Annotated in this window: 12 protein-coding genes; 4 read left to right on the top strand and 8 right to left on the bottom strand. The window is 60.6% G+C overall.

Going from position 1 to position 14,658, the window contains the following annotated elements; all coding sequences use genetic code 11:
* Position 1: 1 nt before the first annotated feature.
* From RMV17_RS00970 to RMV17_RS00960, 3 genes are all read left to right on the top strand, one after another.
* Entirely contained in the window at positions 2–1,123 is a 1,122-nt protein-coding gene (locus tag RMV17_RS00970; RefSeq protein ID WP_311884912.1) for an ATP-binding cassette domain-containing protein, read from the top strand.
* A complete protein-coding gene (locus RMV17_RS00965; protein ID WP_016983642.1) occupies positions 1,113–1,757 on the top strand; it encodes a methionine ABC transporter permease in 645 nt (214 codons plus the stop codon). Before RMV17_RS00970 ends, RMV17_RS00965 begins: the two co-directional genes overlap by 11 nt.
* 88 nt (positions 1,758–1,845) lie before the next feature.
* A complete protein-coding gene (locus tag RMV17_RS00960) occupies positions 1,846–2,472 on the top strand; it encodes a class I SAM-dependent methyltransferase (RefSeq protein ID WP_311884909.1) in 627 nt (208 codons plus the stop codon).
* Between the two features lies 1 nt (position 2,473).
* On the opposite strand, the gene RMV17_RS00955 is transcribed toward RMV17_RS00960, so the two are convergent.
* From RMV17_RS00955 to RMV17_RS00940, 4 genes are all read right to left on the bottom strand, one after another.
* Positions 2,474–4,726: a glycoside hydrolase gene (locus RMV17_RS00955; RefSeq protein WP_311884907.1), complete on the bottom strand. Its 2,253-nt coding sequence runs from the start codon at positions 4,724–4,726 to the stop codon at positions 2,474–2,476.
* A 90-nt stretch (positions 4,727–4,816) separates the two neighbouring features.
* A complete protein-coding gene (locus tag RMV17_RS00950) occupies positions 4,817–7,882 on the bottom strand; it encodes an efflux RND transporter permease subunit (RefSeq protein WP_311884905.1) in 3,066 nt (1,021 codons plus the stop codon).
* A complete protein-coding gene (locus tag RMV17_RS00945; RefSeq protein WP_095113919.1) occupies positions 7,879–8,943 on the bottom strand; it encodes an efflux RND transporter periplasmic adaptor subunit in 1,065 nt (354 codons plus the stop codon). The genes RMV17_RS00950 and RMV17_RS00945 overlap by 4 nt, the downstream gene beginning before the upstream one ends.
* Positions 8,940–10,043 (bottom strand): efflux RND transporter periplasmic adaptor subunit, encoded by a 1,104-nt coding sequence (locus RMV17_RS00940; RefSeq protein ID WP_311884902.1) that lies wholly within the window; start codon positions 10,041–10,043, stop codon positions 8,940–8,942. Before RMV17_RS00940 ends, RMV17_RS00945 begins: the two co-directional genes overlap by 4 nt.
* Before the next feature lie 201 nt (positions 10,044–10,244).
* Between RMV17_RS00940 and RMV17_RS00935 the strand changes: the two genes are divergently transcribed.
* Positions 10,245–11,441, top strand: a complete 1,197-nt coding sequence (locus tag RMV17_RS00935; protein WP_311884901.1) for an AAA family ATPase — start codon at positions 10,245–10,247, stop codon at positions 11,439–11,441.
* 193 nt (positions 11,442–11,634) lie between these two features.
* Here RMV17_RS00935 and RMV17_RS00930 read toward each other — a convergent pair whose 3' ends face one another.
* Genes RMV17_RS00930 through RMV17_RS00915 form a run of 4 tightly spaced genes read right to left on the bottom strand, consistent with a single transcriptional unit; the run spans position 11,635 to position 14,588 of the window.
* Positions 11,635–12,507 carry a transporter substrate-binding domain-containing protein gene (locus tag RMV17_RS00930; RefSeq protein ID WP_311884899.1) on the bottom strand — a complete coding sequence of 291 codons (873 nt, stop codon included), beginning with the start codon at positions 12,505–12,507 and terminating at the stop codon, positions 11,635–11,637.
* Positions 12,504–13,286 (bottom strand): amino acid ABC transporter ATP-binding protein, encoded by a 783-nt coding sequence (locus RMV17_RS00925; protein ID WP_102899624.1) that lies wholly within the window; start codon positions 13,284–13,286, stop codon positions 12,504–12,506. The genes RMV17_RS00930 and RMV17_RS00925 overlap by 4 nt, the downstream gene beginning before the upstream one ends.
* Entirely contained in the window at positions 13,283–13,942 is a 660-nt protein-coding gene (locus RMV17_RS00920) for an amino acid ABC transporter permease (RefSeq protein WP_007918714.1), read from the bottom strand. The genes RMV17_RS00925 and RMV17_RS00920 overlap by 4 nt, the downstream gene beginning before the upstream one ends.
* Positions 13,923–14,588, bottom strand: coding sequence for an amino acid ABC transporter permease (locus tag RMV17_RS00915; RefSeq protein ID WP_123375646.1), 666 nt, complete (start codon positions 14,586–14,588; stop codon positions 13,923–13,925). The genes RMV17_RS00920 and RMV17_RS00915 overlap by 20 nt, the downstream gene beginning before the upstream one ends.
* Positions 14,589–14,658: the final 70 nt, after the last annotated feature.

The raw sequence follows: 14,658 nt of genomic DNA, 5'->3' as shown, positions 1-14,658 counted from the left end.
CATGACGGCCGCGATCCAACGGCGACTGGATATTCCAGAGCCCCACAATGCTGAAAAAACCGAGCTGCACCCCGAGCTGAATCGCGCCCACGTACGCTTCATCGGTCTGGGCAAAACCTACAACGGCCGGCAAGGCCCGGTCGCGGCTTTGCAGGGCATCGATCTGGCGATTCAGCGCGGCGAAGTGTTCGGCATCATCGGCCGCAGCGGCGCCGGCAAGTCATCGCTGATCCGTACGATCAATCGTCTGGAGCAACCGACGTCGGGGCGGGTGCTGATCGATCAGGTCGACATCGGCGAGTTCGATGAAGATCGTCTCGTCGCTTTGCGCCGGCGCATCGGCATGATCTTCCAGCACTTCAATCTGATGTCGGCCAAGACTGTTTGGCAGAACGTCGAACTGCCGCTGAAAGTCGCGGGTGTGCCGAAAGCACAACGCGAGAAAAAGGTGCGCGAACTGCTCGAACTGGTTGGCCTGCAGGAAAAGCACAAGGCTTATCCGGCGCAGCTATCCGGCGGGCAGAAACAGCGTGTCGGCATCGCCCGCGCGCTGGTGCATGACCCGGATATTCTGCTCTGCGACGAGGCCACTTCGGCGCTCGACCCGGAGACCACGCAGTCGATCCTCGGCCTGCTGCGCGAGATCAATAAACGCCTGGGCCTGACCATCGTATTGATTACCCATGAAATGGCAGTGATCCGCGAAATCTGCGACCGCGTCGTGGTGCTTGAGCACGGTCGGATTGTCGAGCAAGGCCCGGTCTGGGAAGTGTTCGGCAATCCGCAGCACGAAGTCAGCCAGACCTTGCTCGCACCGCTGCAACACGCGTTGCCGGAAGAGCTGCAGAGTCGTTTGCAAACGCAGCCCACCGCCTCCGACGCTGCTGTGGTGTTGCGTCTGCAGTTCACCGGCAGCGCCAGTGATGAACCGGATCTGGCCGCGCTGTTCACAGCGCTCGGCGGCCGGGTGAAGTTGCTTCAGGGCGGCGTTGAGCGGATTCAGGGGCATGCGCTCGGGCAACTGTTGTTGGCCATCAGCGGTTCAGCGTTCAGCGCCGAACAATTACGCGAGCGCGCCGCACCATGGGCGCAACGAGTGGAGGTATTGGGTTATGTGGCTTGATCGCTTGCTGCAAGGCTTTATCGACACCTTCCTGATGGTCGGTGTGTCGTCGCTGATCGCCCTGCTGGCGGGGATTCCCATGGCGGTGATTCTGGTCACCAGCGACAAGGGCGGGATCTATGAAGCGCCGATACTCAATCGCGCCTTGGGCGCGTTCGTGAACCTGTTCCGCTCGATCCCGTTTCTGATTCTGATGGTCGCGCTGATTCCGTTTACCCGGTTGATTGTCGGCACCACCTACGGTGTCTGGGCTGCGGTTGTGCCGCTGACGATTGCGGCAACACCGTTCTTTGCGCGGATTGCCGAAGTGAGTCTGCGCGAGGTCGATCATGGTTTGATCGAAGCGGCGCAAGCGATGGGCTGCCGGCGCTGGCACATTGTCTGGCATGTGTTGTTGCCAGAAGCGCTGCCGGGGATTGTCGGCGGGTTCACCATCACGCTGGTGACGATGATCAACTCTTCCGCGATGGCCGGGGCGATTGGCGCTGGCGGGTTGGGGGATATCGCCTATCGCTACGGCTATCAGCGCTTTGACAGCCAGATCATGTTGACGGTGATTGTCTTGCTGGTGGCGTTGGTGGCGGTGATTCAGTTGGGCGGGGATCGGTTGGCGCGGGGGTTGAACAAGCGCTGAGCCTGGCCGAGCTCATGTAGCAACTTCACAACCGCTATCGCTTCATGGCGTATATTCGGCAAATCCCAATTGCCCGCGTATCCCTACCATGAAGCAGACCCCCAACGATCTCGAACAGATCACCGCCACCACCCTCGGCCACTACAACTCGGTGGCTGAAGACTTCCGTGAAGGCACCCGCGACCACGATGTCAGCCAGAACATCGATGCGTTGCTGCGGCATATTCAAGGGGTGGCGCCGTTCACGGTTCTGGATTTCGGCTGCGGGCCGGGGCGGGACTTGCAGACGTTTACGCGTATGGGTCACATCGCCGTAGGGCTGGATGGTTCGCAAGAGTTTGCGCGAATGGCCCGCGAGGACAGTGGTTGCGAGGTGCTGCAACAGGACTTTCTGAAGCTCGATCTGCCGGCTGAACGCTTCGACGGAATCTTCGCCAATGCGGTGCTGTTTCATGTGCCATTGCAGGAATTGCCACGGGTTTTGCAACAGCTGCGCGATACCTTGAAACCGGGCGGTGTGCTGTTCAGCTCTAACCCGCGTGGGGATAACCGCGAGGGCTGGAACGGGCCGCGCTATGGCTCGTATCACGATCTGGAGGCATGGCGCGGGCTGCTTGTCCGCGCCGGATTCGTCGAACTGGAACACTACTTCCGTCCCGCCGGCCTGCCGCGCGAGCAGCAGCCGTGGTTGGCCAGCGTCTGGCGCAAAGGCTGAGTCAGGGAGTTGCCTGCACCCGGTAGTGGCTGACGGTACCTTCCGGCAGCAGCACGGTGATGCTTTCGCCGGGCAGGGTCTGGTTGTCCACTTCACGCTGGGCTGGAGCGAAGTTGGCCAGCAGCCGAGTGCCGTCTTCAAATGAAGTCTGCTGCACCTGCCGATCTTCGCTCAGCCATTGGAAACCGGTCAGCGCCTGCGTCGCCAGGCGCTCATGCAGCGGACGGAAGAATGCGTCCTGACGGGCCATCAGCGGCAGTCGTTGCGCCAGCGTTGCCGCACTCAGGTGGTACAGCGGCGGCACGTTGTAGAGCAATTGCGTCAGTTCGTTTTCCACCCTTGCGTTGCTCGGTTTAAGGCTGTCGAACAACCAGTGATGGGTGGTGATGAGCGAATCGTGGAACACCGCTTGATACAGCGGCAAACGGCTGGCCGGGTCAAAGTGAATGCGCCGCAACGGTTCCTTTATTGGCACGGATTTGAAGAACACGGCCGGTTGCTCCGGCGGAAACCATTTGCCGACAAAGTATTCCGAATCCGGATTTTTACTCATGTCAGCATCGCCCCAACCGATCACCGGTGTCTGCATGCCATGGGCGAACAGCACGCCTTGAGCCGTGGTCGCATTGCCATCCTCGGAGCCGCTGGGCAATTGCAGCGTTTCGTTGATCCAGCGCGACGCCGCGACGTTGCCCTCGGCATTCTGCGCCTGCGTCATGGGGGCGTCCGCGCGGTAGCTGTCGAACAACATGCCGGTGGCGTAGGCATCGAGAAACCAACTGTTGAAACCGGCGGCGACGCTGACCGCTTTGACTCGTTTCTCCAGCAAAGGGCGCACGCAACGTGGGTCGGTGTAATGACCCGATTGCTGAAAGCCGCTTTTCAGCGTGCGATTTTCCAGCACGATGGCGCACTCGCGGTAAGCCGTGTCACCCAGATGCGCGGTGGTCCAGTCCGGGTTCTCATCCCGACTCAGCGCCGTCTCGTAAGAATCATACGGCGCCAGCAGATACCCGGCCTGCACGCCTGCTCGAACCGCCTCGGGATGCCAGAGCCCGCCCTCCCAGCCCTCGCCAAGACCCAGCCATAAGCGCGACAGCCCGGCGTTTTGCAATTGCTCAATGGTATCCAGCGACAGGGTGCTGCCCCATTGCTCGGGACTGGCTGTCACGGCACCGGCGAATTCGCGGGCCAGTTGGCCACGCAGGGCAGCGTAACCGTTGACCAGTGCATGCATGTCCGGCACCGCGCGGGCTTGCCAGGTTTTGCGCGCCTGAGAGTTCAGCGCCCGATTGAGGCTACGCAGCAGAATGCTTTGCTGATAACGATTGAGCACGGTCTGCGTGGCGAGCAGTTGCAAGGCTTCACCATCCATGCCGCCGCGCAACGCACCGGCAAGGTCAGTCTGGCCGCGCAACTTGCCAAGCAACGCCGGCCAGTTACGCACATCCTTTTGCCCCAGCAGATCGTTACCCCACAGGTAGACATGACTGGCGCCCAACAGCTTTCGCGACGCCGGTGTTTTCTCAAGCTTGCGGCTCAGGCTTTCGTGACGACCGGTGTCGATCAACCATTGTCGATAGCGCTTGGCACTGGCCAGCGGCTCGGCCTCACCCAGAAACAGGCTGAACGTCAGCGCTGTCGACGGCTTGAGTGAGGTGAATTGATGCCGCACCGACAAAGCGAGCGTATCGCCCTCAGCGCTGAACAGCAGTTGCTTGTTGTAGGGGTTGGTCAGCAACCAGTTGAGGCTGAATCCCTCATGCTCGACGCCCCAGATCGGCAGACTCATATCCTGAGTGGCATTGAGCACCCCTTGACTCACCAGAAACGCCTGCCACACCGGATCGCCGCGCGGCACATAATGGCCCTCGGCCAAGGGCCAGATCAGGCCCTCGCCCATGGCATTGCCGGGCTGGCGCAAGACCTCAAGTTCAGACGCGGCGCGTGCGGTGATCGAGAAGTTCAGGTCGCGTTGATCGAGATCAACGCTGAGTGACCAGGCGCCATCGTCCCATTGCCATTCGACGCGATTGTCGCGTTGCACCAGGTTGCTGACCCTGTGCGCGACGACACCCGTCGAGGCCTGCACAGTCGCGCCGTTGACCGGAGTAACTCGCACAGCGAGGGTTGCGGGGTCGAGTTGTACGCGCCACAGCGGGTTTTGCAGCAGCGTTTCGGCCAGCGATGCGGGCGAAAGGCACAAACCGGCCATTAACAGCAGTTGGCGCAGCCAGCAAGTGACCGTCGACATCAGGCGTCCCTCCTCCACATGGAGGAAGGACGGTAACGCAATGCATCACGGTTGTAAGTCAGACCGTTCCCAAAGGTGTAACAAGCTACCTCAGTGGGTCGATGACGAGGCGTCCTTCTTCGGCTCGCGAATCTTGTACCAGGCCACATACAGCGCCGGCAGGAACAACAACGTCAGCAACGTCGCCACCACAATCCCGCCAATCATCGCGTACGCCATCGGCCCCCAGAACACTTCCCTGGCGATCGGGATCATGCCCATGCTCGCCGCCGCAGCGGTCAGCAGGATCGGCCGACGCCGATGCTCGGTCGCCTCGACCACCGCATCCCACGGCGCATAGCCTTTCTTCTCGAACTCATCGATCTGCGTCACCAGAATCACCGAGTTACGGATGATGATGCCGATCAGCGCCAGAATCCCCAGAATCGCCACGAAACCCATCGGCGTGCCAGTCGGCACCAGCGCCAGCACCACGCCGATCAGCCCGAGCGGCGCGACACTCGCGACGAGGAACATCTTCTGCACGCTGTGCAACTGGATCATCAGAAAGGTCGCCATCAAAAACAGCATCAACGGCAAGACCTTGGCAATCGGCCCTTGGGCCTTGCCGCTTTCCTCGACCGTACCGCCAGTGGCGACCTTGTAGCCCACTGGCAGTTTGTCAGCGAAGGCATCAATCGACGGCTTGAGCAGTTTCACCAGATCGGTCGGCTGGATCTCGTCGCGCACCGAGGCCTTGATGGTGATGGTCGGCAAACGGTCGCGACGCCACACCAGCGGCTGTTCCAGTTCATAGCGCACAGTGGCGAACGCCAGTAACGGAATCGATGTGCCGTTGGGCGTAACGATCTGCAGATTCTGCAGGGTTTCCGGCGTACCGCGCTCCGAATTCACCGCCCGGCCGACCACATTGATCAGGTAGATGTCGTCGTTGACCTGGGTCAGAGGCGCGCCACTGACGATACTGTTCATCAGGTTCGCCACGTCTTCGGACGACAGCCCGAGCTGCCGCGCCTTGTCCTGGGCGATGTCGATGCGCAGGACTTTGCCCGGCTCGTTCCAGTCATAAATGATCTCGCCGATGTGCGAGTTCTTGTCCAGTTCCGTGGCGAGGTCGATGGCGTGCTTGCGCACTTGATCGATGTCCTTGCCACTGACCCGGTACTGGATCGGCCGCCCGACCGGCGGGCCCATTTCCAGCGCCTGGACGTAACTGCCGATGCCGACGAAGTCCTTGTGCAAGCGCTCGCGCAGACGCTGACTCAGTGCCTCACGGGCCTCGAAGTCTTTGCTGACGATCACCAGTTGTGCGTAGTACGGGTTTTGCAATTGCTGGTCGAGCGGCAGGTAGAAACGGATCGCGCCCTGACCGATGTAGGTGCTCCAGCGCACAATGTCCGGGTCGCCTTTGAGGGTTTCTTCAAGCTTGTCGACGGCCTTGCGTGTTTCGTCGATGGAGGCATTTTGGGGCAGGTTCAGGTCGACGAGAATTTCCGGGCGGTCCGATGCCGGAAAGAACTGGTTCTGCACAAAGCGCATGCAAAAAATCGACAGGGCAAACAGCAGCACGGTGATACCGATCGCCCACCAGCGATTGCGCATCGCCCACAACAGACCGCCATTGAACGCACGCCCGACGCGGCCCGGCTCGGCGTCATGGGGTTTCACGTTGGCGCTGAGAATGTGCACGCCGATCACCGGAGCGAAGAACACCGCCACCACCCACGACACCAGCATCGCCACTGCAATCACCGCGAACAGGGTGAAGGTGTACTCACCGGCGGAGCTGGCATTGAGGCCGATGGGCACAAAACCCGCGACGGTCACCAGCGTCCCGGTGAGCATCGGGAACGCCGTCGAGGTGTAGGCGAACGTCGCGGCCTCCTCCTTGCTCTCGCCCATTTCCAGGCGTGTGACCATCATCTCCACGGTGATCATCGCATCGTCCACCAACAGGCCGAGGGCGATGATCAAGGCTCCAAGGGAAATCCGCTGCATGGTGATGCCACTGTATTCCATGAACACAAACACCATCGCCAGCACCAGCGGAATCGAGCACGCCACCACCAGGCCGGCGCGCACGCCGAGGCTGATGAAGCTGACCACCAGCACGATGATCACCGCCTCGAACAGGGCACTGGTAAAGCCACCCACGGCTTCTTCCACCACCACCGCCTGATCGGACACGGTGTGCACACCCACGCCAACCGGCAAGTCTGCGGTCAGTTCATCGATGCGCTGGTGCAACGCCTTGCCGAACGCCTGAACGTTGCCGCCCTTCTGCATGGCAATCGCCAGACCGATGGCCGGTTTGCCGTCGAAGCGGAATTCCGGGGTAGCCGGATCGGTGTAACCGCGAGTGATGTCGGCGATGTCAGCCAAACGATAGAAACGGTCGTTGAGCTTGAGATTGACCTCGGCGAGATCTTTTTCCGAGGCGAACTGCCCCGAAGTGCGCACGGAAATCCGCTCAGGGCCGGCCTCGATCACACCGGCCGGGGTCACGGCGTTCTGCGATTGCAGGCTCTGCACAACCTGACGCTGATCGATACCCAACGCCGCCAGTTTGCGGGTAGAGAAGTTCAGATAAATCACTTCGTCCTGCTGGCCGATCATTTCGATCTTGCCCAGCCCCGGCACATTGCGGATCTCGGCCCGCGCCTGTTCTACGTAATCGCGCAACTGGCGCATGGTCAGGCCGTCGGCGGTGAAGGCGTAGACCGAGCCGAACACATCACCGAACTCGTCGTTGAACCCGGGCCCCTGAATACCTTTGGGGAACTGCCCGCGAATGTCGTCGATCTTCTTGCGCACCTGGTACCAGATTTCCGGGATGTCCTTGGCACTGGTGGTGTCGCGCAGGTACACGTACACCGTCGATTCGCCGGGGCGCGTGTAACTTTTCACGTAGTCGAGGGAGTCGAGTTCTTCGAGTTTTTTCTCGATGCGGTCGGTGACCTGCGCGAGGGTTTCTTCCTGGGTCGCGCCCGGCCATTTGGTCTGGATCACCATGGTCTTGATAGTGAACGACGGGTCTTCTTCGCGACCCAGATTGAAGTACGAGAACACGCCCATCAGCAACGCGACGAACATCAGGTACCAGACGAATGACTGATGCTTGAGGGCCCATTCGGAGAGGTTGAAAGAGCCTTTCATTGACTGTCCTCGTCAAGTTTCACGGATTGTCCGGGTTTGAGGCTGTTGACGCCGGCGCTGACCACGCGCTCGCCATTCTTCACGCCGCCCGCGAGCACTACGCTGCTGTCGGTGCGGCTGATCACGCTGACGTCGCGGGGGCTGACGGTTTTGCTCTGGGTGTCGATGACCCAGATCCGTGGTTTGCCGTCGACCTCCTGCAAAGCGGTCGCCGGCAACTCGATGCGCGGTTTGATCGCCGAACTGAGGGTCACGCTGATCGCCGTGCCGAGGCGGAAACCGTCCGGTGTCTCGGCCAGCGTCAGGCGTGCGCGACGAGTACGCGTGGCACTTTGTGCCTGCGGTTCGATCTCGCGAAGGGTTGCTGTGGTGTTGATGCTCGGGTCGAGTTGCCCGGCCACCAGAAACACCACGTCGGAGGGAATCTGATCGACCAGGGTGTCGGGCAGATCGATCACCGCCTCCTTGATGTCCGGTTGCGCCAGGGTCACGACCTGCTGGCCCGCCGTCACCACTTGCCCGGCTTCGGCGTTCCACGCGGTGACCACAGCTTTATGGTCGGAACGCAGTTCGGTGTAGCCGAGCTGGTCCTTGCTTTGATTGACCGCCGCCCGTGCCTGGTCCAGCGAGGCCTGGGTGGTTTTCAAGTCCGTGGTGGCGATGTCCAGTTGTGCCTGCGCCCCTACGCCACGATCGAACAGCGCCTGCTGACGGCGGGCATTGGCCTGGGCATTGATCAGTTGCGCCTGAACCTTGGCCAGGTCGCCCTGGGCCGAACGCAATTGGTTCTGCTGATCAGACGGATCGAGAGTGGCGAGCAGCGTGCCCTTTTGCACTTCGGTTCCGACATCGACGTTGCGGCTGGCGATGCGGCCACCGACGCGGAAACCGGTATTGCTTTCGTAACGCGCCTGGATGCTGCCGGCGAAACGCCCGAGGCTTTCCTCGCTCAACGCCTGAACCTTGACCGATAACACCGGACGTACCGGCTCCGGAGGTGGCTCGCTTTTCGAGCAGGCCGCCAGCAACACGCCTACGGATAACAACCCCAGACGCTTCATGGCTGTGCCCCCGGTTGCAGATCCTTGTAGGTGTTTTCAGCGATTTCGACTTTCATGCCGGGATGCAGCAACTGCCCACCGGCGACAATGACTTTCTCCCCACCCTTGAGGCCTTCGCTGATGATGACCTTGCCGATCAGGTAGCGGCCGACGGTCACGTTGTGCAACTGCGCTTCACCTTTATCGTCGACCATCCACACCGCCGGATCACTGATGTTTTTGGTCAGCGCTGACCATGGCAATTCGACTGCCGACTTGCCGCTGCCCTTGGCCGTGGCGCTGACCACCGAGCCCAGCTGCATCCCCTGTGGCAGGCTGTCGAGGCTGACTTTGACTTGCACCGTGCCGGACTGTGCCGACACCGCCGGGGTGATTTCACGCACCGTGCCGGTGGTTTTGATGGCAGGGTTATCGAGCAGGCTGACGACGATCGAGGGATCCGCAGGACGCTCGGCCAGCAGCGATTCGTAGACGTTGAACACCGCGTCACGGTCGCCGTCGCGGGCCAGACTGAAAATCGGCGCAGTGGCCTGCACGACCTGGCCGACTTCGGCTTGGCGCTCAGTGATGACACCCGGCGCGTCAGCGATCAGTGAGGTGTAACTGAGTTGATCCTTGGCATTGGCCAATTGCGCTTGCGCCGCGCTCAAGGCGCTTTGGCTGCTGCGCAACGCGGCTTGTGCGGAATCGTATTCGCTCTGGCTGGTGTAGCCCTTGGGCAGAAGTTTTTGCTGACGCACGAACGCCGCAGCGCTCTGTTTCACCCGGGCCTGTTCGGCGACGACCTGGGCTTGAGCCGAATCGACATTGGTCTGCAAATCCTTGGGGTCGAGCTTGGCCAGCACCTGTTTGGCGGTGACCCGGTCACCGACGTCGACCATACGCTGGATGATCTTGCCGCCGACGCGGAACGACAACTCAGTCTGCACGCGCGCCTGCACGTCCCCGGTCAATGTCACCGAAGCCGCGTAATCCGTGGGTTTCACTTCCTGTACAAAGACCCTTGGCAAGTATTCCTCAGGGGCTTTTTTCTCGCCGCAAGCGGTCAGCAAAGTGAACAGACTCAGCGCGACCGCTGTTTTCAAACCGGGACTCGCCATGCAGACTCCTTCCTGTGTACGAACGTGCAAGTGACGATACGACTGTGAGCTTAGAACAGGGTTCAACGTTCGCCCGTTCGTCCCCCATGTTTTCCTGTAGGAGCTGCCGCAGGCTGCGATCTTTTGATCTTTTAAAAACAACATCAAAAGATCGCAGCCTGCGGCAGCTCCTACAATAGGCGTCTCAAGAGAAGGAATTCCATGCTCAACACTCTGGCAGTGGCCAATTACCGCTCGATCAACAAACTGGTGATCCCGCTCGGCCGGCTGAACCTGATCACCGGCCCCAACGGCAGCGGCAAATCCAATCTCTACCGGGCCTTGCGCCTGTTGGCGGAAACCGCTCAGGGTGGCGTGGTCAATGCGCTGGCCCGTGAAGGCGGGCTGGAGTCGACCTTCTGGGCCGGGCCGGAAACCATCAGCCGGCGCATGCGTAACGGCGAGGTGCCGATCCAGTCGACAGTACGCCGAGGTGTAAAGCGTCTACGCCTGGGGTTCGCCGGGGAAGATTTCAGCTATTCGATCAGCCTCGGCCTGCCCGACTCCAACGGGCACTTCATGCTGCCCGAGCATTCGCAACCGATTCCCTCGCGCTTCAGCCTCGACCCGCAGATCAAGCGCGAGTGCATCTGGGCCGGCCCGCTTTACCGCCCCGCCAGCCTGCTGGTGGATCGTGACGGCCCGATGATCCGCACACGCAACGAGCGCCAATGGGATGTGCTGGCGCAACACACGCCGAACTTCGACAGCCTGTTCGATCAGGTCGGCAGCCTGCGCAGCTCACCGGAAGTGTTTCAAATGCGCGAGTTCATTCGCCGTTGGCGCTTTTACGATCACTTTCGCAGCGATGCCGATGCACCGGTGCGCCAGCCGCAATTGGGCACGCGCACGCCGGTGCTGCATCACGACGGCCGTGATCTGGCGGCGGCGTTGCAGACGATCATCGAGATTGGCGATGGGGATGCGATGCGTGCGGCAATTACCGATGCGTTTCCGGGCGCGCGGGTGCATATCGAAGCGCAGGCCGGTGGCCGGTTTGCCATCGAGTTTTATCAGGAAGGTTTGTTGCGGCCGTTATCGGCGGCGGAGTTGTCGGACGGGACGCTGCGCTATCTGCTGCTGGTCGCGGCATTACTGACGCCACGGCCACCGTCATTGATGGTACTGAACGAACCGGAAACCAGTTTGCACCCGGATCTGTTGCCAGCGTTGGCGCGGTTGATTATCCGAGCGTCTGAGCAGTGTCAGGTGTGGGTGGTGTCGCATGCGCGGCGGTTGATTTCAGCGTTGCAGGAAGATCCCGAGTGCAATTGCATTGTGCTGGAGAAAACCCTGGGGCAGACCGGGATTGTCGGCCAGCGGGTGCTGGATGAGCCTGCGTGGCATTGGCCGGATTGAGCGCTCCAACCAAAAGCCCCTCACCCTAACCCTCTCCCAGAGGGAGAGGGGACTGACCGAGTTGTTCTTTCGAGTTACGCCGACGTGAAATTCCTGAGCTGAACTCAAGTTTTGAAAGGCATGAGGATCGGCTCCCTCTCCCTCGGGAGAGGGCTGGGGTGAGGGGCAGGCTCACCACCGACCTGACAGGCAATCACCCCTGCCACTTGCCACCCTCGACAATCACGCTCTCAGGCTTGGTGTCATCGCTCAGTTCCTTACGCACATATTGGTCATAAAGCTTGAGCAGATACTTCTCATCACCCAACTTGGCCAGCTCGGTATTCACCCAGTCACGCAACTCGATATTGCCCTTCTTCACCGCCGGTGCAATCGGCGCTTCGGCACCCAGTTTGTCATCCAGCACGCGATAGCCCGGGTTCTGCTTGGCCCAGCTGAACAGCACCAGATTGTCCTGCGCATAGGCATCGCCACGACCATTGGCCAGGGCTTGCAACGACTCGGAGTTTTTCTCGAACTTCAGCAGTTTCCAGTCCGGGTGATTCTTGGTCAGCCAGATATCAGCAGTCGTGCCGGTAGTAACGATGGTGGTGCGGGTCGCCAGATCATCAAGGTTTTTCACCGAGCTGCTTTGTGGCACCAGTGCCTGCACTGCAACCTTGAGGTTCGGGTTGGTGAATTCCACCGCTTCCTTGCGCTCAGGCGTGACGGTCATGTTGGCGAGGATCAGGTCGACCTTGTCGCTCTGCAGGAACGGAATGCGGCTCGCCGGCTCGACGGCCACGAACTCGACCTTGTTTTCATCGCCGAGCAGATCCTTGGCGAAACGCCGGCCAATATCAGTATCGAAGCCGACGTAGCGCCCGGCCTCGTCGACAAAACCGAACGGTGGCTTGTCGGTGAACACGCCGACAATCAACTTGTCGCGAGCCTTGATCTTGTCCAGGTAACCGGCCGGCGCGGTACTTTCGCTGGCAACCTTCGGCTTCGGCGGTTCTTCGGTTTTGCTGCAACCGGCAAGCAGTGCGAGGCTGAGCAAGGGCAGTAAAAAAGCGGCAGTTTTCATAACAGTTCCAGTTCCTTTGTCGGATTCGTTTTTGGCAGTGTTGCAACGAAGGAGAACTTCTCCAGAAACTGCTGCGCGCGTGCGGTTTGCGGGTTCGTAAAGAAAATCTCGGGCGGGTTCTGTTCAAGGATGCGCCCGGCGTCCATGAACACGATGCGGTCGGCCACCGCGCGGGCGAAGGCCATTTCGTGGGTGACGATCAGCAGGGTCATGCCTTCGCGGGCCAGGCCCTGAATGACCTGCAAAACTTCCTTGACCATCTCCGGATCAAGGGCGGCGGTGACTTCGTCGAAGAGCATCACGCGCGGGTTCATGCACAGCGAGCGAACGATGGCGATGCGTTGCTGCTGGCCGCCGGAGAGCTGACGCGGGAAGGCGTCACGCTTGTCCGCCAGCCCCACGCGCTCGAGCAAGGCTTCGGCTTGTTGCTGGGCTTCACGGCGCTGACGCTTCTGCACCTTGAGCGGGCCGAGCAGCAGGTTGTCCAGCACGCTCATGTGCGGGAACAGGTGATAACTCTGGAAGACCATGCCGATCTGCTGACGGATTTCACGCCAGTCAGTGGCCTTGTCCAGCAGCTCGCGGCCGAGGAATTTCAGGCTGCCGCTGTGGGCCTCTTCCAGGCCATTGAGGCAACGCAACAAGGTACTTTTGCCGCAACCGCTGGGGCCGAGGATGACGATCACTTCACCGCTCTGCACTTGCAGGTCGATGCCGTTGAGCACCTGCTGCTCGCCATAGAATTTGTTGAAACCGTGAAACTCGATCAATGCGCTCATGCTTGCGTCCAGCGCCGCTCCAGCACGCGCGAAGCGGCCGACAGCGGGTAGCAGATGAAAAAGAAAAACAGGAACAGTGCGCCGTAGATCAGCACCGATTCGTAAGTACGCTCGATGATCTGCTGGCCGACCTTGATCACGTCGACCACGCCGATCAGCACCGCCAGCGAGCTGGTCTTGATGATCCGCGTGTAGACGTTGATGGTCGGCGGCGTCATGCGTTTCAGCGCTTGCGGCAGCAACACGTAGCCGTAGAGTTGCGCGGCGTTCAAACCAATCGACAGCCCCGCTTCACGCTGGCCGCGTGGCAACGAATGCAGCGCACCGCGCGCCACTTCGCCCACCTCGCTGGCGCCCCACAGGGACAGCACCAGCACCGCGCACCAGAAACTCGGAATGCTCAGACCAAAGAAAATCGGCAGACCGAAGAACAACAGATACAACCAGACCAGCACCGGGATCGCCCGGAACAGCTCGAGATACACCCGCAAAATCGCGTTGAGCCACGTCACGTTCAACGTGCGCAAAACACCGTAGAGCACACCGCCGACAGTGCTGATGGCGATGCTCAGAAAAGAGATCGACAAGGTTTGCCCGGCGCCTTTGGCCAGTTGCGGCAACGACACCCAAAGCAACTCAAGACCCGAACTGGCCATGCTGGAGCCTCCTTTCCAGACGGCTGAGCAGCAGCGAAAGCGGCAAGAACAACAGCACGCAGATCAGCGTCAGCACGGCGAGCATTTCGTAGGTTTTGTAATAAAGCGCGATGTAGCTCTTGGTGGTGTAGAGGATTTCCGGCACCGCCACCGCCGAGACCACGGTGGTTTCCTTGAGCAGGAAAATGAAATTGGCGAACAGCGACGGCAGGCTGAGGATTCCCGCTTGCGGCAGGATCACGTAGCGCAGCAACTGGCCGTGGGACAGGCCGATCGAGCGCCCCGATTCCAGTTGCGCCTGCGGCACCGCATCGACGCCAGCACGCAGCACTTCGGTGAGGTAAGCACCGCCAAGGAAGGTCATGGTGATGATCGCGGCGGTGAAACCGGAAACTTTGATCCCCAGCGCCGGCAAGGCGAAGTAAACGAAGAACAACTGGATCAGCAGCGGCGTGTTGCGCGCCAGCTCCACATACAGGCCGACCAGTTTTTGCAGGTACGGCGTGCGGAACACCAGAATCGTCGCGTTGAGCAGCGCCACCAGCAACGAAGTGCCAATAGCGATGAAACCGACCTGCAGCGTCACGCCCACGGCTTTGAGAAATGCCGGCAGGGTGCTGAGGATAAATGCGTAATCGAAAGTCATGAAACGTCCTGGACGCCGCTCGGTAAGCGACGGTGGTGCAGTCCATGGACAGCGGATGGCTGTCCGGCAA

This window comes from Pseudomonas sp. VD-NE ins (assembly GCF_031882575.1).
Classification (GTDB): domain Bacteria; phylum Pseudomonadota; class Gammaproteobacteria; order Pseudomonadales; family Pseudomonadaceae; genus Aquipseudomonas; species Aquipseudomonas fluorescens_BZ.
Note: the sequence above shows the minus strand (reverse complement) of the source record. Positions and strands in the feature narration are given on the sequence as shown.

Bases quoted from the DNA above. Each gene is read 5' to 3' on its own strand.
- RMV17_RS00970 (WP_311884912.1), top strand. From the start codon at position 2: ATGACGGCCGCGATCCAACGGCGACTGGATATTCCAGAGCCCCACAAT.
- RMV17_RS00965 (WP_016983642.1), top strand. From the start codon at position 1,113: ATGTGGCTTGATCGCTTGCTGCAAGGCTTTATCGACACCTTCCTGATG.
- RMV17_RS00960 (WP_311884909.1), top strand. From the start codon at position 1,846: ATGAAGCAGACCCCCAACGATCTCGAACAGATCACCGCCACCACCCTC.
- RMV17_RS00955 (WP_311884907.1), bottom strand. From the start codon at position 4,726: ATGTCGACGGTCACTTGCTGGCTGCGCCAACTGCTGTTAATGGCCGGT.
- RMV17_RS00950 (WP_311884905.1), bottom strand. From the start codon at position 7,882: ATGAAAGGCTCTTTCAACCTCTCCGAATGGGCCCTCAAGCATCAGTCA.
- RMV17_RS00945 (WP_095113919.1), bottom strand. From the start codon at position 8,943: ATGAAGCGTCTGGGGTTGTTATCCGTAGGCGTGTTGCTGGCGGCCTGC.
- RMV17_RS00940 (WP_311884902.1), bottom strand. From the start codon at position 10,043: ATGGCGAGTCCCGGTTTGAAAACAGCGGTCGCGCTGAGTCTGTTCACT.
- RMV17_RS00935 (WP_311884901.1), top strand. From the start codon at position 10,245: ATGCTCAACACTCTGGCAGTGGCCAATTACCGCTCGATCAACAAACTG.
- RMV17_RS00930 (WP_311884899.1), bottom strand. From the start codon at position 12,507: ATGAAAACTGCCGCTTTTTTACTGCCCTTGCTCAGCCTCGCACTGCTT.
- RMV17_RS00925 (WP_102899624.1), bottom strand. From the start codon at position 13,286: ATGAGCGCATTGATCGAGTTTCACGGTTTCAACAAATTCTATGGCGAG.
- RMV17_RS00920 (WP_007918714.1), bottom strand. From the start codon at position 13,942: ATGGCCAGTTCGGGTCTTGAGTTGCTTTGGGTGTCGTTGCCGCAACTG.
- RMV17_RS00915 (WP_123375646.1), bottom strand. From the start codon at position 14,588: ATGACTTTCGATTACGCATTTATCCTCAGCACCCTGCCGGCATTTCTC.